At 63.7% G+C, this 17,536-nt stretch carries 17 protein-coding genes; 3 read left to right on the forward strand and 14 right to left on the reverse strand.

Annotated elements, in window-relative coordinates; translation table 11 throughout:
* Nucleotides 1–250: 250 nt before the first annotated feature.
* From ampD to CLU91_RS12775, 12 genes are all read right to left on the reverse strand, one after another.
* On the reverse strand, nucleotides 251–862 hold the full coding sequence (gene ampD / locus CLU91_RS12720; RefSeq protein ID WP_100874453.1) for a 1,6-anhydro-N-acetylmuramyl-L-alanine amidase AmpD: 612 nt from the start codon (nucleotides 860–862) through the stop codon (nucleotides 251–253).
* Nucleotides 862–1,920, reverse strand: a complete 1,059-nt coding sequence (locus CLU91_RS12725; protein ID WP_100874454.1) for a sigma 54-interacting transcriptional regulator — start codon at nucleotides 1,918–1,920, stop codon at nucleotides 862–864. Before CLU91_RS12725 ends, ampD begins: the two co-directional genes overlap by 1 nt.
* Before the next feature lie 120 nt (nucleotides 1,921–2,040).
* Complete coding sequence (locus tag CLU91_RS12730; protein ID WP_099376528.1) at nucleotides 2,041–2,301, reverse strand: PP0621 family protein; 261 nt, start codon at nucleotides 2,299–2,301, stop codon at nucleotides 2,041–2,043.
* Nucleotides 2,298–3,101: a cytochrome C assembly family protein gene (locus tag CLU91_RS12735; RefSeq protein ID WP_100874455.1), complete on the reverse strand. Its 804-nt coding sequence runs from the start codon at nucleotides 3,099–3,101 to the stop codon at nucleotides 2,298–2,300. The genes CLU91_RS12730 and CLU91_RS12735 overlap by 4 nt, the downstream gene beginning before the upstream one ends.
* 231 nt (nucleotides 3,102–3,332) lie before the next feature.
* Nucleotides 3,333–4,322, reverse strand: a complete 990-nt coding sequence (locus CLU91_RS12740) for an ABC transporter substrate-binding protein (RefSeq protein ID WP_442906506.1) — start codon at nucleotides 4,320–4,322, stop codon at nucleotides 3,333–3,335.
* Nucleotides 4,323–4,504: 182 nt separating this feature from the next.
* Entirely contained in the window at nucleotides 4,505–6,499 is a 1,995-nt protein-coding gene (locus tag CLU91_RS12745; RefSeq protein WP_100874456.1) for a MacB family efflux pump subunit, read from the reverse strand.
* Nucleotides 6,500–6,504: 5 nt separating this feature from the next.
* The gene (locus tag CLU91_RS12750; RefSeq protein WP_100874457.1) at nucleotides 6,505–7,692 is read right to left on the reverse strand and encodes an efflux RND transporter periplasmic adaptor subunit; all 1,188 of its coding nucleotides are present in this window, start codon (nucleotides 7,690–7,692) and stop codon (nucleotides 6,505–6,507) included.
* 91 nt (nucleotides 7,693–7,783) lie between these two features.
* Nucleotides 7,784–8,125, reverse strand: a complete 342-nt coding sequence (locus CLU91_RS12755; protein ID WP_100874458.1) for a DUF3325 domain-containing protein — start codon at nucleotides 8,123–8,125, stop codon at nucleotides 7,784–7,786.
* A complete protein-coding gene (locus CLU91_RS12760) occupies nucleotides 8,122–9,825 on the reverse strand; it encodes a PepSY-associated TM helix domain-containing protein (RefSeq protein WP_198521319.1) in 1,704 nt (567 codons plus the stop codon). The genes CLU91_RS12755 and CLU91_RS12760 overlap by 4 nt, the downstream gene beginning before the upstream one ends.
* Nucleotides 9,822–10,100 carry a hypothetical protein gene (locus CLU91_RS12765; RefSeq protein WP_100874459.1) on the reverse strand — a complete coding sequence of 93 codons (279 nt, stop codon included), beginning with the start codon at nucleotides 10,098–10,100 and terminating at the stop codon, nucleotides 9,822–9,824. Before CLU91_RS12765 ends, CLU91_RS12760 begins: the two co-directional genes overlap by 4 nt.
* 229 nt (nucleotides 10,101–10,329) lie before the next feature.
* Nucleotides 10,330–11,322 (reverse strand): FecR domain-containing protein, encoded by a 993-nt coding sequence (locus CLU91_RS12770; protein WP_198521320.1) that lies wholly within the window; start codon nucleotides 11,320–11,322, stop codon nucleotides 10,330–10,332.
* The gene (locus CLU91_RS12775; protein WP_100874460.1) at nucleotides 11,319–11,828 is read right to left on the reverse strand and encodes a sigma-70 family RNA polymerase sigma factor; all 510 of its coding nucleotides are present in this window, start codon (nucleotides 11,826–11,828) and stop codon (nucleotides 11,319–11,321) included. The genes CLU91_RS12770 and CLU91_RS12775 overlap by 4 nt, the downstream gene beginning before the upstream one ends.
* 239 nt (nucleotides 11,829–12,067) lie before the next feature.
* On the opposite strand from CLU91_RS12775, the gene ffh reads away from it, so the two are divergent.
* The gene (ffh, locus tag CLU91_RS12780; RefSeq protein ID WP_099401615.1) at nucleotides 12,068–13,435 is read left to right on the forward strand and encodes a signal recognition particle protein; all 1,368 of its coding nucleotides are present in this window, start codon (nucleotides 12,068–12,070) and stop codon (nucleotides 13,433–13,435) included.
* Nucleotides 13,436–13,791: 356 nt separating this feature from the next.
* A complete protein-coding gene (locus CLU91_RS12785; RefSeq protein ID WP_100874461.1) occupies nucleotides 13,792–14,187 on the forward strand; it encodes an SWIB/MDM2 domain-containing protein in 396 nt (131 codons plus the stop codon).
* 102 nt (nucleotides 14,188–14,289) lie between these two features.
* Here the strand turns inward: CLU91_RS12785 and CLU91_RS12790 are convergent, their stop codons facing one another.
* Together CLU91_RS12790 and CLU91_RS12795 are read right to left on the reverse strand one after the other, a co-directional pair.
* Nucleotides 14,290–14,907, reverse strand: a complete 618-nt coding sequence (locus CLU91_RS12790) for a lytic transglycosylase domain-containing protein (RefSeq protein WP_100874462.1) — start codon at nucleotides 14,905–14,907, stop codon at nucleotides 14,290–14,292.
* The gene (locus tag CLU91_RS12795) at nucleotides 14,904–16,643 is read right to left on the reverse strand and encodes a proline--tRNA ligase (RefSeq protein WP_100874463.1); all 1,740 of its coding nucleotides are present in this window, start codon (nucleotides 16,641–16,643) and stop codon (nucleotides 14,904–14,906) included. Before CLU91_RS12795 ends, CLU91_RS12790 begins: the two co-directional genes overlap by 4 nt.
* A 204-nt stretch (nucleotides 16,644–16,847) precedes the next feature.
* Between CLU91_RS12795 and CLU91_RS12800 the strand changes: the two genes are divergently transcribed.
* Nucleotides 16,848–17,480, forward strand: coding sequence for an RNA pyrophosphohydrolase (locus CLU91_RS12800; RefSeq protein ID WP_100874464.1), 633 nt, complete (start codon nucleotides 16,848–16,850; stop codon nucleotides 17,478–17,480).
* Nucleotides 17,481–17,536: the final 56 nt, after the last annotated feature.

Consider the following 17,536-nt stretch of genomic DNA (forward strand, 5'->3'; position numbering starts at 1 on the left):
GACGGCCAACCTGTACAGCCCGGCTAGCGCGAAACACGATCAAGGGTGATGAAACGCCAGTTCCCGTTGCCATATCAACAAACAGGGTAGCTTTGATAATAATGCTGAAAACGTCTGTGATGGCACTACATATAGTCTTTAAATCCAAGTTATGCACTAATTGTAGTGCCCATCGAAAGGCGATGCAATAGTTTTCCGGCATCCGCCAGCGTAATTTTTTGTATTTTCATATACGATTTCGGTTGACTTTTCAGGGTACGGATGGAAAGCCCAATCCCCGCGTAGTAAGCGCTAACGCAGGCTGCCCGCGCATAGTTTCCAGCCAGCATTTTTGATAAAAACACCAGTCAAAAAACGGTCCCGGATCCGTCTTCCTCCCCGGCGCAATGTGCTCGTGGCCGCGCACCTGGGACAGCCCGTAGCGCGCCACCAGTGCCGCCGTCAGCGCCGCCAGCACATGGTATTGCCGCTGCTGGAAGGGCACATCGTCCGCGCCTTCCATTTCGACACCGACCGAATAGCCATTGCACTGCGGGCGTCCTTCGAACATGGACGCGCCCGCATGCCAGGCACGTTGATCAGTAGAAACATATTGCAACAGCGCACCATCACGCCGCACAAAAAAATGCGCCGACACCTGCAAGCCACGCAGGTCGGCGAAAGAAGGATCGGCATTATAGTCTACCCGGCCGGTAAACAAGTCCGACACATGCGGTCCGCCGAAGTGGCCGCCCGGCAAGCTGATGTTATGGATCACCAGCAAATCGACTTGCGCACCGTCCGGGCGCGCATCGTGGTATTGGGAGTCATAGCGCAGCGCGCCGTCGCACCAGCCGTCTTCATCTATCGTCCATGCTGTCATCAAGGTAGCGCTTCCTGTATCGTCAATTTCTGCATGCGGTAACGCAGCTGGCGCACGCTCAGGCCCAGCTGGCGCGCCGCCCGTGCGCGGTGATAGCGCGCCTGCACCAGCGCCAGCATGATCATGTCGCGCTCGGCCTGGCGTAAATACATGTCCAGCGGCAAGACGGGCGGCAGGCCATATGCTGCCATGCCGGGCAGGCATAGTTGCCGCTCAGGCAAGTCCGGCAAGGCCGGCGCCCGCAGCGGCATGCTGCCCGCCGCGGACGGCAAGGCCAGCGCGTCGAGCGCGATCACGCCGCCGTCGGCAAAGGCCAGTGCCCGCTCCAGCAGGTTTTCCAGTTCGCGCACATTGCCGGGAAACGCATACGCGGCCAAAGCCGCCAGCACGGGCGGCGCCAGGCTCACGGCCTGGCGTGGCGCCAGACGCGCCAGGATCACCTCACATAATACCTGCAGATCGCCGCGCCGCTCGCGCAGCGGCGGCAGCGCCAGCTCGATCACATGGAGGCGGTAAAACAGATCCTGGCGAAACGTGCCGGCGGCCACGCCGCGCGCCAGGCCCTGCTGGCTGGCGCACAGGATGCGCACGTCGACGGCCTCGTCAGTACTACCACCCAGCTTGCGCACGCGCCGCTCCTGCAGCACGCGCAACAGCTTGACCTGCATGGCCAGCGGCAGATCGTCGACTTCATCGAGCAGCAAACTGCCGCCATGGGCCGCCTGGAACAATCCCTGGCGCTCATGCGCCCCCGTATAGGCGCCCTGGCGGCAGCCGAAAAATTCGGCCTCCATCAACGCTTCGGGAATCGCGCCGCAGTTGACGGCAATAAAAGGGAAGCTGGCGCGCGCACCCTGCGCATGGATGGCGCGCGCCGCCAATTCCTTGCCCGTGCCCGATTCGCCGCGGATGGCCACCGGCGCGCCACAGCGGGCGATGCGGCCGATCTGCGCACGCAGCGCCTGCATGGGCAGGGAGTTGCCGCTCAGTTGAGGCGCCGGCGGCATATCGGCGACAGGATGCTGGCTGGGACTGGGACGGGGGCTTGGACTTGACATGGGGAGCGCGCCTTTCCGCAATGGCGGCGACGAACCGCCTCATGCAGATGCTACGCCGGACGGATGCCGGACGACGTTACGATACGGCTGAGCAACGCGCGCGCACCTGCGGGCCCGCCCTTACACCGTGGCGTGCGCGTGGCTGCAGTAGTCGTGGCCCTTGGCCTGCACGTTTTCGGAAGCGGGGTAGTACACGCCGCAATGGGCGCAGCACAGCATCAGCTCGGCATCGGGCAATTCCTGCGGCCGCACCGGTGGCGTAAACGGATTCGGCCGCTGTTGCTGCTGCGCGCGGGCGCGTTGCTGCATGCCACGGATCTTGCTGCGGATCGCAAACAGCACCAGGAACACCAGCGCCAGCCAGAATAAAACACGTGTCATGCGTATCCTCGGTGTAAAACCACTTCCAGTACAAAACGGCTGCCGACATAGGCCAGCAACAAGGTGGCGAAACCGGCCAGGGTAAAACTCAGGGCCGTCTTGCCGCGCCAGCCGCGAAAGCGCCGGCCTGCCAGCAGCGAGGCAAACAGCAGCCACGACAGCATGGTAAACACCGACTTGTGATCCCAGGTCAAGGCCTTGCCAAATAATTGTTCGGAAAACACGATGCCTGACAGCACGGTCAGGCTGAGCAAAATAAAACCCAGGCCGATCATGCGAAACAGCAACTTTTCCATCGTCAGCAAGGCCGGCAACTGGTCCAGCGCCGTGCCGATGAAGCCGCGGCTTTCGCTGCGCGTATGCAGGCGCGATTCCTGCAGCGCCATCAGCACGGCGTGAAAGGCGGCAATCGTCAGGGTGCTATAGGCGAGCACGGCCACGGCAATATGCCAGCCGAAGACGGCCGACTTGCCTTCCATGCTGACCTGGCTGCCAGGAAAGGCCCAGGCCAGGCCGATGGCGAGGACGGCGCTGGGCATGACCATGCGGCGCAGTCCATCCAGGCTGAAATTGCGGTTCTCTATCCAGTAGGCGCCCACCGATACCCACAGCGCGGCCGACAGCATGGCGGAAAAGCCGAAGCGCAAGGTGCCCGGCGCCATCAGGTCGAACCACAGGGTGGCGGCGTGCGCCAGCCAGGCGACGCCGGTCAGGCCGGCAATGAGCCGGGCGCGGGACGAGGGAAGCACCGCGCACGCCGCATACAACAGGGCGGCGATAAGAAAGAAATAGATCTGCATAGTTTAAGTTTACACCATAGCCGACAAGCGCGATTCAAGCGACAGCCAGGGTGACAGGCATTCCGCCGCCAGCCAATGCTGCAAGCCTGCCATGATATCGCGCCTGAGGCGCAACGGGGTAGCGCACCCTCAAGATTTTGGCAATCTTTCGCACCGCCTGTCTATATATATGTGTGCCGCAAAAAATGATGGCCCGCTCAAGCGGGCCATCGGGCACTGCCAATCTCCCGTTTACTTCACATTCAGGCTCTTTTTCGCCTGTTCCAGCAAGTCCGTCTTGACCCAGTCCTTGGCCACGGGCGGCTTCGTCATGCGGCCCACGCCCGTTTTCACCATCACGTCCGTGGTCACCTGGATATGCTCGGGCGAGATGTCGTACGAATACGGCGAATTGCTGATCGCGTCGTCGAAGTCATCCTTCGTGATCTGGCCGCGGAACACGACTTCGCGCACATACTTTTCCGCCGTCGCCTTGTTGTCGATAAAGGTCTTGGTCGCTTCAACGAAGCAGCGCATGAATTTTTCCGCCACCGGACGGCGTTCTTTGTAGAACTTTTCCGTCATCACCATGGTACGCACGGGCTCGCCGATCGGCGTGTCGTACGGTTTCAGGATTTCCGTACCAAAACCTTTGTTGATCGCCTGCGACGATTGCGGTTCCGACTGCATCATGGCGTCGATATTCTTGCCCATCAGCGCCTGGTTCAAGTCGGCGTAGGCCAGGAACACCAGTTGCACATCCTTGCCTTTGGTGTCGGAATACGTCAGGCCCGCCTGCGCCAGCTCGGCCAGCAGCAGCACTTCCTGGATGCCGCCGCGCGTCACGCCCACGCGCTTGCCCTTCAGATCCTTCACATTGGCAATCTTTTGACCGGCGCCCCCCACCAGACGCGCGCCGCCCTTGGCAAAGCCGGCCACCACATAGATGGGCGCACCGCCGGCACGGCCGGAAATGGCCGCTTCGGACGCCGTCGCGCCCACGTCCAGCTCGCCGGCGATAATCGCCTGCATCACATCGAGGCCCTTGGCGAAGATATGCTCTTCAACCTTGATGCCGCACTTGGGCGCGATTTCCTTGATATACGACACGGCGCCGTAGTGGGCAAATTTTAAATTACCCAGGCGCACGACTTCCTGCGCCTGCGCCTGGACGGCGCCCATGCCGAACGCCAGCATCAGGGCGGCGGCGATACCGGTCTTCAAAGTTGATTTTTTCTGCATCGGGTTCTCCTGTGGTGGTGGGTGTGTGCCCGCAAGGGCACGCGAAACACTGCTTTTATTATCAGGAGATAGTACCGCGTGTTAAGTAACCCTCGGGGAAAATTTATTGGGGGTTACTTAAAGCCAGGGCAACATTTTTTTGCCGGCAGCCACGCTGCCGGCGTTGTTATTACTGCCTGTTATTACTGCCCCGCCAGCGCCACCACCGGATCGAGTCCCGACGCCTTGCGCGCCGGCATGAAGCCAAACACCAGCCCCGTCACCACGGCGCAGGCAAAAGCACCGGCGATGGCGCTGAGCGAAAAGATCACCGGCACGTCCCACACCAGCAGCAGGCCGGCCACCGTCACGCCAACCACGATGCCGGCCACGCCGCCCACCACCGACACCAGCACGGCTTCGGTGAGGAACTGGCGCAGGATGTCGCGCCGGCGCGCGCCCGTCGCCATGCGGATGCCGATTTCGCGCGTGCGCTCGCGCACCGTCATCAGCATCACGTTCATGACGCCGATGCCGCCCACCACCAGCGAGACGGCCGCGATCAGGCTGAGCATCATGGTCATGTTGTCCTGCGTCTTGGCTTCCGCGGCAATCGACGCGGCCGCGTTGCTGATGCCATAGTCGCGGATGCGGTGGCGCTCGAACATGGTGGCGTCGACTGCCGCCTCCACCTCCGTCACGCGCTTGACGTCGGCCACCGCCATGACCGTGTACGTCGGCTCGCGCTGGCCGAAGACGCGGATGCCGGCCGTGGAAAACGGCAGCAGCAGCACGTCGTCTTCATCCTTCTCGCCCGTCAGCGCACCCTTCGCGCTCATCACGCCGATCACCTGGAACGGCACGTTGCCGATCAGGATATTCTGCCCCACGGGGTTGGCCACGTCGGGCATCAGCTTTTCCGCCAGGTGCGCGCCCAGCACGGCCACGGTGGCCATTTCGCGCTCGTCTTCCTCGGTAAAAAAGCCCCCCTTGGCCACGGGCCAGGTCTGGATCTGCGGCAGGGCCGGCCCCGTGCCGCGCACATACGTCTGCACGTCGAGGTTACCGTGACGTATCACCTTGTTGCCCGTGACATTCGGCAGCACATGGGTGATGCCCGGCACGTCTTTCAACGCATCGAGGTCGGCCAGGGTGATGCTGCGCCCGGGGATGCGCGAGCTTTCGCCGCGCGACGCCATGTACAGCAAGTTCGAGCCGAAGGCGCCCAATTGGGCCATCACCTGCTGGCGCGTGCCCAGGCCGATGGCCAGCATGACGATGACCGAGGCGACGCCGATGACGATGCCAAGCAAGGTCAAGCCCGTGCGGAAGCGGTTGATCCACAGCACGCGCCAGGCGGCGCGCGCCGCGTCGAGCAATTCCGTGCCCAGCGACGCGCCCGTGTCGTGGGCGGCGCGCGACATGTCCAGCGGCGGCAGGGCCGTCGACGTGGCGGCAATGGCGATCGCGCCCGAGTCTGCGACGATTTCGCCATCGCTGATCTCGATCACGCGGCGCGCCTGGGCCGCCACCTTGCGGTCATGCGTAATGAGGATGATGGTGTGGCCCGCGTCGGCCAGTTCGCCCAGCAAGGCCATGACTTCGGCGCCGCTGCTGCTATCCAATGCCCCCGTCGGTTCATCGGCAAGGATGATGCGCCCGCCATTCATCAGCGCGCGCGCGATCGACACACGCTGCTGCTGCCCGCCCGACAACTGGTTCGGCCGGTGGTCGAGCCGTTCTCCCAGTCCCAGGCGCTTGAGCAGCGCTTCCGAGCGCGCATGGCGGGCGGCAGCCGGCATGCCCGCGTACAGGGCCGGCACTTCCACGTTTTCGCGCGCCGATTCGGTGGCGATCAGGTGATAGCCCTGAAAGACGAAGCCGAACGCTTCGCGCCGCAGCCACGCCAGTTCATCGGGATTCAGGCTGGCCACGTCCTGGCCGGCGAAGCGGTAAGTGCCGTCGCTGGGCCGGTCCAGGCATCCAAGAAGATGCATCAGGGTCGATTTGCCGGAACCGGAGGCGCCGACGATGGCGACGAATTCGCCGGCGCCAATAGCCAAGGTCAGGCCGCGCAGCACTTCCACGGCCGGCGCGCCGTCATGGCCGCCGTAGCGCTTGCGGATGCCGGCAAGTTCAATCAAAGGCGCCGGCCGGCCAGCTTCTCCTGCTTGCCCCAGCGACCTGGCCTCGCTCATGGCGCTCACAGCTGGAACCTGCTGGCGCCACTGCCGGCCGGCTGTTCGCCCGTGACCAGCAGCTCGCCTTCACGCAAGCCTTGCAGCACTTCCGCGCTGAGGCGGTTGCGCACGCCCACGGTGACGGCGCGCGTATCGACCTTGCCGTCGGCATCCATCACGCGGGCCGTGAACTGCCCCGGTTTGGCGCCTTCTTCCGTCGATGGTTTCAGGGCCGGCAAGGGCACGGCCAGCACATTGTTCGCCGCCGCCGTGACGAATACCACCTGCGCCGTCATCTGCGGCATCAGTTCGCCATCGGCGTTATCGACGTCGAACAACACTGTATACAAGATCACCTTGCTGGTCGACGGCGCCAGGGCCGTGCCGGCGGCGGAACCGCCTGGCACCGGCGGGGCCGGCAGCACTTGGCGCACCTTGCCGCTCCAGCGCCGCTGGTCGCCGCCCAGCGTGGTGAAATACACGGGCATGTCCGGGCGCACGCGGCGCACGTCCGCTTCCGACACTTCCGTCCATACCGTCATGGCCGACAGGTCGGCGATGCGCAGGATGTTCGGCGTCTGGTACGTGGCGTTCAGGGTTTGCCCCTCTTTTGCGTCCAGTCCCACCACCTTGCCAGCCATGGGCGCGTAGATGCGGGTGTAACCAAGGCGCGCTTCGTCCGCCTTCAGGCTGGCCTGGGTCTGGGCTATCTGCGCCTTCAGGTGGTCGATCTTGGCGCTGGCCGAGGCCAGGGTGGCTTCGGCCGTTTCCAGGTCGGCCAAAGGCGTGGAATCGAACTTGGCCATCTGTTTCTGGCGGCCATGCTGCTGGCCCGCCAGGCGGTGCTGCGCCTGCTGGTCGGCCAGCTGCGCGCGCAAGCCCGCCAGCGCGGCGCGGCCCGCATCGACCGTGGCCTGCTGCACGCTGGGGTCGATCTCGGCGAGCAACTGGCCTTTTTCCACGGCGCTGCCCGGCTGCACGTGCAAACGCGTGATCTGGCCCGACACCTGCGCGCCCACGTCGACATAGGTTTGCGGCTGCAGGGTGCCGATGGCCGTGACGCTGGCCTCGATGTTGCCGCGCTTGACGGGCGCCGTGTCGAACACGGTGGCCGGGCCGCGCGTGGCCCACAGTGCGCCGGCGCCGAACAGCGCCAGCAAGACCGCGCCGCCCAGGATGCGGGCGCGGCGGGTAGGCAGGCGGGCCGCCATCAGGAGGCCGCCTTCAATACATTCAAAACATCAATCGGTGTCGCCAGGCGTGAAAAATGCATCGGTCTATCCTTGAAAATGGCGGTGAACATCACCGCAGGAACGTCACAAGACCTGCCAGCGCGGCGACGGCTGCCAGCAGGGAACTACGAAACAGCAAGCGGGGGGCATACGGCAGCAGCAGGGCCACCAGCAGCGCGCCGGCCGATATGAAACCGAGCCAGGCGACCACGCCAACGGTGGCGCTCCAGCCGGCCACGCAAGGCCAGATGGCCAGCGCCAGCAACAGCGCGCCGGCCAGTTGCAGCACGCGCCGCACGTTCGGCGCCGCGTCCCGGCCCCAGACCTGGCCATGGTGGCGGTCCATCGCCAGCGACAGGCTGGCCATGCCCGCATACGACAGGCCCAGCGCGCACAGGATGGTATCGATCATGACTGTCCTTCCGTAGTGATGTGCAGGCTGGCCGTGGGCGCAGCGTTTTCCCTGGCCGCAGGCTTCCTGACCGGCTTTTCCTTGCGCTTGTGGACTTTCCACGCGCCCCAGGCGGCCAGCAGGCCGAAGGCCATGCTGCCCAGTTCCACGCCAGCGCTTTCCCAGTCGCCGCGCGCGACCTGCGCCACCAGGTTGTCGCCCGTGCTCAGGACATTCAGCACCGGCAGCAGCAGGCACAGAGCCGCCAGCAAGCCCAGTTGCTCGATCCACGCGCGCTTTTCCGCGCGCAGGCAGGCATGCACCAGCATCACAAACCACACGCCGAAGAAGGCGCGCACTTCCCAGCCTGCCCGGTGCTCGATGCCGACGGGGATCAGCCGGTTGGCCCACAGGAAGCCGACGCAGGCGATGGACAGGCCGGCAATCGTCGCCACGTTCAGGCAGGCGATGACGCGGTACACGCGCTGCGTGTAGACGCCGAACTCGCCGCCGGACTTCTGGCGGCGCTTGACCATGAACAGGATCGCGCCCGTGCCCATCATGGCCGTGCCGGCCAGGCCGCAGAAGAAGTACAGCCAGCGCATGGGCGTGCCGCCGAAGCCCACCATGTGCAGGTTCGACATGACGGCGCGCGTCAGGCCCGCGCCGCCCGTATCGGACTCGCCGGGCCGGCGCAAGGCGACCTGCTCGCCCGTGGCCAGCGCATAGCAGGCCCGGCCCGTGTTGGCGCTGATGCGTTCCATCGTATCCGTCTCTTCATTCCAGCCGTACATGCACACGCGCATGGACGCGTCGTTCGGGTTGTCCAGCACCACGGCGCGGATGTCCTGGCCGATGGCCTGTTCGGCGCGCAGCGCAAACGATTCCAGCGCGGGAATGGCCAGCGGCTGGCCCGTTTTCACGGGTTTACCCACATCGTTCCAGTCGGCCAAAAAGGCCTTCTTGGGATTGTCCATGCCGTATTGCGCCACCACGGGGGCAGGCACATAGTCGTCGCTGAAGAAGGCCAGGCCCGTGTAGGCGATCATGAACTGGAACGGCAAGGTCAGCACGGCCACCGCGTTGTGCGCGTCAAGCCACGAGCGCTGGCCCTTGGCCGGGCGGAAGGTGAAGAAATCCTTGAAGATGCGCTTGTGCGTGATGACGCCGCTCACCAGCGCCACCAGCATGATCATGGTGGTGATGGCGACGATCCATACGCCGATGCGTCCCGCGTGCAGCTCGTAGTGGAAATCGACGAAATGGTGGCCGCCGATGGTCTCGCGCTGCGTTGCCTCGCGCGCATGTTCGATGACGGCGCCCGTCAGCGGATCGAGGTCCGCCGAGCCATAGCCGCCGGCGGGCTGGAACCAGTAGGCGGACAGGCCGTGGCCGGGACGCTGCACCGGCCAGATTTCCCACATGTCCGCCTTCGGATGCTCTTTCGCCATGAAGTCGAGCGCCAGTTCCAGGCGGTGCCCACGGTCCGTGACCTTCGGCAGCGGCGGATCGTTGGCATGCGCCGCCTCTTCGAGCGCGTGTTCGGGCGTCATCCAGTGGCCGATCGGGTCGTCGAAGACGGCCAGGGTGCCGGTCAGGAAAATGGCGAACAGCAGCCAGGAAATCCACAGCCCGCTCCACGTATGCAGCCAGGCCATGGCCTGGCGCAAGCCGCCCTGTTGTGGCGTCTTGACTACTTTGTCTACCTTGACGGCGTTCATGCGGCACCTCGCGACAGCAGCAGGCCAAGGCCGCCGCATAGAATTGCCGGCAGCAGCATGCCCAGCCAGGCGCGGCGCAGGTCTTGCACGGCAAAGACCCAGACCACGGCGCAGGTGTAGACGACAAAGGCGCTCAGGGTGGCCGTCAGCACGGCTTCGGCGCGCGACAGCGGCAGCACGGCCGCCAGCAGCACGGCCACGCCGGACGTCAGTGCATAGCCGCCAAAGACGGCGGCCAGCACGCGCGAGAACAACAGCATATTGGCGGATTTCATCGTTGCGGCACCCCAGACAACTGCTGTTGCGCCGGGTGGCAGACCATATACATCAGATGCATCACACTGCGTCCTTCCATCAAAGTTGATTATGGCGGCGGCACGCAGCGGTATGAAACCGCGCAACGTGGCGCCTTGAATGGGTACTGGAAATTACGTCTCTCAACTACAGGTGCCGCGAGAATCGAAAACGGGCAGTCCGATTGAAAAATATTGTTATCGAGGCCGGCTACGCGGCCGGCTCCACCGTCACCCAGTAACGCGTGCGGCTACGCACCTGCACCGGCAAGGAATTGGGCAGCATGTTCAGGATGCGCTGGGTATCGGCCAGCGGGAACACGCCCGACAGGCGCAGCTGGGCCACTGCCGGTGCGCAGTCGATCACGCCCGGGCGGTAGCGGGCCAGGTCGGCCAGGAAGTCGCCCAGGGTCACGTCGTCGACGATCAGCTGCCCGCGCGACCAGGCGTCGGCATATGCATCGATGGCGTGCGGCGCGTCTGGCGCATGGCGGGAAAACGCCACGCCGCGCCCGGCCGCCAGCAGCAAGGGCGCGCCAGCGCTGTCGCGCGGGCGGATTTCAACGGCGCTTTCAAACACTTCCACGGTGCTGACGCCATCCTGCTGGCGCACGACAAAGCGCGTGCCCAGCGCGCGCACCAGGCCTTCGCGCGTGGCCACCACCAGCGGCGCGGCGCTGCCGGCACCGTGGCCGCTGGTGACGAGGATCTCGCCGGCCAGCAATTCGATCAGGCGGCGATTGTCATCGAAACGCACGTTCACGGCCGATCCCGTATTCAGGCTGAGCACACTGCCATCGTCCAGCACCACCTCGCGCCGCTCGCCCGTGGCCGTGCGGTAGTCGGCGCGCAGGGCGCGCGCGCCATCCCAGGCATCCGTCTGTGCGGCCAGCAAGCCGCCGCCGGCCGCCACGCCCAGCCACGCCAGCAACTGGCGCCGCTTGCCGTTGACGGCTTGCTGCTGCGTGCCGGCCAGCGCCTGCGCGGCCGCACTGCGGTGCAAGCCGTTGAAGCGCTGCGATACGGCTTCGATATGCCGCCAGGCCCGTTCGTGTTCCGGGTCGGCCTCGCGCCAGCGCTGCCATGCGGCCTGCTGCGCCGCGTCCATCTCGCCCGACATCAGCATGGTCAGCCACTCGGCCGCCTGCTGCTGCACCGCGTCGCTGATGGCCGCCGGGGCCGCGGGTACTGCCACCGTGCTCATGCCGGCAGCGAGAAAAACACCTGGCGATTGGCACGCGTCAGGTACTGCTTGACCGAGCTGGCCGACACGTTCAGGCGCGCGGCGATCTCCGCATAGCTGAGGCCTTCGAGTTGCGCCAGCAAGAACGCCGTGCGCACGGGCGCTGGCAAGCCATCGAGGGCGGCATCGATTTCCTGCAGCGCTTCGAGTGCCAGCAGCCGTTCTTCCGGCGCGGGCGCCGCCTCGGGCGGCAGGCAAGCGAGCGCCTGCAGATACGCGTCTTCCAGCACTTGCCGGCGGTAGCGGTGCGCCACCAGGCGCCGCGCGATGGTGGCGAGAAACGGCCGCGCCTCGCGGATCTGCGGCGCCGTGCCATTACTCAGCACACTGACAAAGGTGTCTTGCGCCAGGTCCGCCGCTTCGCCCGCATTGCCCAGCTTATGCCGCAGCCAGCCCTGCAGCCAGCCGTGATGGCTGCTGTAGAGCGCGTGCAGGTGTTGTTGCTGGGCAAAATCGGCGGCCGACATGGCATCCCTTTCGGCTCAGGCGTGCGGTACCCGAGAATGTAAATAAGAATTATTCTCATTTTAACCGTGTTTTTAACTTTCATGCAATCGTGGCGTTGGCAGAAATACCAACTAATTCAAATGCCGGCCAACCGCCAGGCGCTGCAGCGCAGGACCGCCAGGCACCCGCGATGGGGTAAAATGACGCCCATCGTCCGGCTTGCGCCGCCCACTCCCAAGCTTTTCATTGCAGGTTCATCATGCTAGATAATCTCACCCAACGGCTTGCCAAAGTCGTCAAGACCATGCGCGGCGAGGCGCGCCTGACCGAAGCGAACACCGCCGACATGCTGCGCGAAGTGCGCCTGGCGCTGCTCGAAGCCGACGTCGCCCTGCCCGCCGTGCGCGAATTCATCGCCAAAGTCAAAGAAAAAGCCATGGGCGAGGATGTCATTTCCTCGCTCACGCCAGGCCAGGCCCTGGTCGGCGTGGTGCAGCGCGAGCTGGCTGCCCTGATGGGCGCCGACCTGGGACCCGAAGCGTCGCAGATCAGCTTTGCGCAGCAGCCGCCCGCCATCATCCTGATGGCCGGTTTGCAAGGTGTGGGCAAGACCACCACCGTCGGCAAGCTGGCGAAGTACCTGAAGGAAGAAAAGAAGAAGAAAGTACTGACCGTTTCGGCCGACGTGTACCGCCCTGCCGCAATCGCCCAGCTGCAATCGGTTACCGCCCAGGTGGGCGCCGACTTCTTCCCGTCCGCCAGCACCGACAAACCGGTCGATATCGCCCTGGCCGCGCTGGACTGGGCGAAAAAGCATTACCACGACGTGCTGATCATCGATACGGCAGGCCGCCTCGGTATCGACGAAGAGATGATGCGCGAAATCGCCGCCGTCCACGGCGCCGTGAAACCGATCGAAACCCTGTTTGTCGTCGACGCCATGCTGGGCCAGGACGCCATCAACACGGCCAAGGCCTTCAACGATGCGCTGCCGCTGACCGGTATCGTGCTGACCAAGCTCGATGGCGATGCGCGCGGCGGTGCGGCCCTGTCCGTGCGCCACATCACGGGCAAACCGATCAAGTTTGCCGGTGTCTCGGAAAAACTCGACGGCCTGGAAGCGTTCGACCCGACCCGCATGGCCAACCGCATCCTGGGCATGGGCGACATCCTCGCGCTGGTGGAAGAAGCGCGCAAGGGCGTCGACAGCAAGGCGGCGGCCGACCTGGCGCAAAAGATCAAGGTCGGCGGCAAGTTCGACATGAACGACTTCAAGGCGCAACTGGGCCAGATGAAGAAAATGGGCGGCATGGCCAACCTGATGGACAAGCTGCCGGCCCAGTTCCAGCAGGCGGCAGGCGGCAAGAACATGGATCAAGCCGATAAGCAGGTGCGCCGCATGTGCGGCATCATCGACTCGATGACGCCGCAGGAGCGCGCCAAGCCTGAACTGATCAAGGCCACGCGCAAGCGCCGCATCGCCGCCGGCGCCGGCGTGCAAGTGCAGGAAGTGAACCGCATGCTGACGCAATTCGAGCAAATGCAGACGATGATGAAGAAATTGTCGGGCGGCGGGATGATGAAGATGATGCGATCCATGAAGGGCATGATGCCTGGGATGAGGTAAGGCTTCAACATCCCCGCTTGCGGGGATGTTGAAGGCCTTCGAGATGCCGCAGGATCATCGCTTTAAAACCCGAAAAACATCGTTCTAAATAATGCCGGATTGCATTTTCATGTGTCCGGCATCACTCTTCCCTCCCCCCGCAGCGCCCCTCCCCGCATAGCCAGCAACCATGCCATTTACGGGCAAAAACGCGCTTCCGCGCTCCCAAGCGGTGCGCCCGGGCGACAGCATTGCTATTTCCCTGCTTTTTCCTCGTGAAAACGTGAAAAACACTTGCATACAAGGTAAATCCACACCAATATTAGCCGTGCGATTAATTGCGCAATTTCCCATGTGTTTGTTAAGGAGGCTCGAAGATGGCAACAGCCAAAAAAACCCCAGTAGCAGCGCCAGCCAAAGCAGCAGCAGCCAAGCCTGCAGCCGCAAAAAAAGCAGCACCCGCAGCCAAAGCAGCAGCTAAACCAGCAGCGGTGAAGAAAGCGGCAGCACCGGCAACACCACGCAAGCCAAACGCAGCATTCATGAAAGCAATGACGCCATCGAAAGAGTTGGCCGCCGTTGTTGGCGCAGCACCACTGCCGCGCACTGAAGTGACCAAAAAGGTATGGGATTACATCAAAAAACTCGATCTGCAAGATCCGGCCAACCGCCGCATGATCAATGCGGACGACAAGCTGAAAGCAGTTTTCGGCGGCAAAGCCCAAGTCTCCATGTTTGAAATGACGAAACTGATCTCCGATCATTTGAAATAATCAGATACGCACAGGGCGTTTCGCGCCGTGTGAGTGCCCCGCCGCTTTACTGCGAGCGGGGCATTTTTTTGGCTGCCATTTGCCGGGGTCTGACCCCAGCCCTCATTTGAATTCCCACTGCCGCCAAGCCGCCCGCACCGCATTCGGATACTCGGCCCGCCCCCGGCTGCCGTTATACCGCCCCAGCGCCAGGTACAAATCCCCGCGCTCCATATCCAGGTACATGCGCAAGATCGCGCAGCCGTAGCGCAGATTCGTCTGCATGTGAAACAGCTTGCTGCGGTCATGGTCGCCGATGACACCCGTCCAGAACGGCATCACCTGCATGTAGCCGCGCGCGCCAGCCAGCGAGACGGCATATTTGCGGTAGCTTGACTCCACCTGGATCAGTCCCAGCACCAGGGCAGGTTCCAGCCCCGCGCGGCGCGCTTCATACCATACCGTTTCCAGAAACTCCGTGCGCAGCTGGGCGTCCGGCAGCTTGCGCTGCAGGCGCGACGACATCTGCGCCAGCCATTGCTGGTAGCGCTGCAAGTCGACGGGGGTGGCAAATTTGGGTTGCGGCGGGCGTTCGTCGCGGATCGCGTGCGACAGGGCCAGACGGACGGAGTCGGCCAGCGCCTCCTCCTTCTGGTTGCCGGCCTGCGCCGGAGAGACGCAGGCCAGGCAGGCGGCCAGCGCGAGCGCGCCAGCCGTCTTGCTTACAGATAAACGCTTCACTGCGCCATTTGGCCCTGGATGAAGGCGACGATCTCGTCCGGCGCCACGCCAGTCGCTTCCGCGTCGCGGCGGCCCTGGTATTCCAGTTTGCCTTCTTTCAGGCCCCGTTCGCCGATGACGATGCGGTGCGGCACGCCAATCAGTTCCCAGTCAGCAAACATGGCGCCAGGGCGCAAGCCGCGGTCGTCGACGATGACGTCCACGCCAGCGCCTTGCAGGGCCGCGTACAGCTTCTCCGTCTCTTCCTTGACCAGTTCGCTGCGGTCCATGCCCATCGGGCACAGCACGACTTCAAACGGCGCGATCGACGCGGGCCAGATGATGCCCTTGTCATCGAAGTTCTGTTCGATGGCGGCGCCCAGGATGCGCGTCACGCCGATGCCGTAGCAACCCATCTGCAGCGGCGCAGGCTTGCCGTTCTCGTCGAGGAAGGTGGCTTTCATGCTTTCCGAGTACGCCGTACCCAGCTGGAACACGTGGCCTACTTCGATGCCGCGCTCAATGGCCAACGCGCCCTGGCCGTCCGGCGACGCGTCGCCGGCGACGACGTTGCGCAAGTCGGCCACGATGGCTGGCTCGGCCACGTCGCGGCCCCAGTTGGCGCCCGTGTAATGGAAACCAGCCTCATTCGCGCCGCAGACGAAGTCGCTCATGTGGGCGACCGTGCGGTCCGCCACCACGGTGACGGGGGCGCGGGTGCCGATCGGACCCAGGTAGCCGGGAATCGTGCCGTAGACTTCCAGGATTTCCGCTTCCGTCGAGAAACGGTGACCGGCCAGGCCTGCAACCTTGCCCACCTTGATCTCGTTCAATTCATGGTCGCCGCGCAGCAGCAGCATGAAATGCTGTTGCGTGACTTTGTCATCCTTGTCCGTCGTATCGACCGTCAGGGCGATGGTTTTCACGGTGCGCGACAGCTCGATACCCAGCAAGGCCGCCACGGTTTCGCACTTGACGGTGTCCGGCGTGGCCGTTTTCGTCAGCGCCTGGGCTGCGGCCGGGCGCTCGCCCGCTGGCGGCAGCGCTTCGGCCGCTTCCATGTTGGCCGCGTAGTCGGACGTCGGGCAGTACACGAGCGCGTCTTCACCCGTGTGGGCGATGACGTGGAATTCATGCGAACCGGAACCGCCGATGGCGCCGTTGTCGGCGGCCACGGCGCGGAATTTCAGGCCGAAGCGCGTGAAGATGCGCGTGTAGGCGTCAAACATGACCTTGTACGACGCTTGCATGCCGGCCAGGTCGCGGTCGAACGAGTAGGCGTCCTTCATCGTGAATTCGCGGCCCCGCATCAGGCCGAAGCGGGGGCGGCGCTCGTCGCGGAACTTGGTCTGGATATGATAAAAGTTCAACGGCAGCTGGCGGTAGGACTTGATTTCCGTGCGCACGACGTCGGTGATGACTTCTTCCGACGTCGGCTGGATCGCGTATTCGCGGCCGTGGCGGTCTTTCACGCGCATCAGTTCGTCGCCCATCTTGGTCCAGCGGCCCGTCTCTTGCCACAGTTCGGCCGGCTGCACGAGCGGCATCAGCAGTTCGATACCGGCGGCTTTGTTCATCTCGTCACGGATGATGGCTTCCACCTTGCGGATCACGCGCAAGCCCATCGGCATGTAGGTATAGATGCCGGAACCGAGGCGTTTGATCATGCCTGCACGCATCATCAATTGGTGGCTGACGATTTCCGCGTCAGAAGGTGCATCTTTAAGTGTGGAAATAAAAAAACGGGAGGCGCGCATAACGGTGAATTCTTTTTAAAAAGAGAGGGTTATAATCAACCTAATTTTAAAGGATTAGCTGGCTGATGCGTCCATACTTTACACAAATGCGCTCAATTGGTGCGATTCCGGCGCTTTTCGCACCCCGAAAAGGTCACCGGCTTGCGAAGTTGTGGGTAATTATGTAAAAAAGGACGCTCGGTCGCAGAAAGTTTGAGGTGCATTATGCTCGACCGTGAAGGGTTTCGGCCCAACGTCGGCATCATCCTGCTAAACGCCCAGAACGAGGTGTGGTGGGGCAAGCGGGTGCGCGAGCACTCATGGCAGTTTCCACAAGGCGGTATCAAATATGGCGAAACACCGGAACAAGCCATGTTTCGCGAACTTGAAGAGGAAATCGGACTCAGACAGGAACACGTCAAAATTGTCGGCCGCACCCGCGACTGGCTGCGCTATGAAGTGCCAGACCACTTCATCAAACGCGAGATTCGCGGCCATTACCGTGGCCAGAAGCAGATTTGGTTTCTGCTGAGAATGTGCGCGCGCGATAACGACGTCAATCTGCGCCTGACCGACCATCCCGAGTTCGACGCCTGGCGCTGGCATGAATACTGGGTCCCGCTCGATGTCGTCATTGAATTTAAACGCGATGTATACCAGCGCGCCTTGCAGGAGCTGTCCCGCTTCCTGACCTGGCCCGTGCATGGCAACGCACAGCAAGCGCAACGCCACACCTCGCGCTACCTGCGCCAGCCCCATGCGCCACGCCCGCAGGACGGCGCGGCACTGGCCAAGCCTTGCGACGGCATCGCCGCCGAAGGGTGTACGCCGGAGCTGATCGTGCCGGGCAAGGGGTAGTCCACCGCAATGAACGCACTTCCCACGCAAAAGGGGCAGCCTGACCAGGCTGCCCC

Origin of the sequence: Janthinobacterium sp. 64 (assembly GCF_002813325.1) — a bacterium.
Taxonomy (GTDB): Bacteria; Pseudomonadota; Gammaproteobacteria; order Burkholderiales; family Burkholderiaceae_D; genus Janthinobacterium.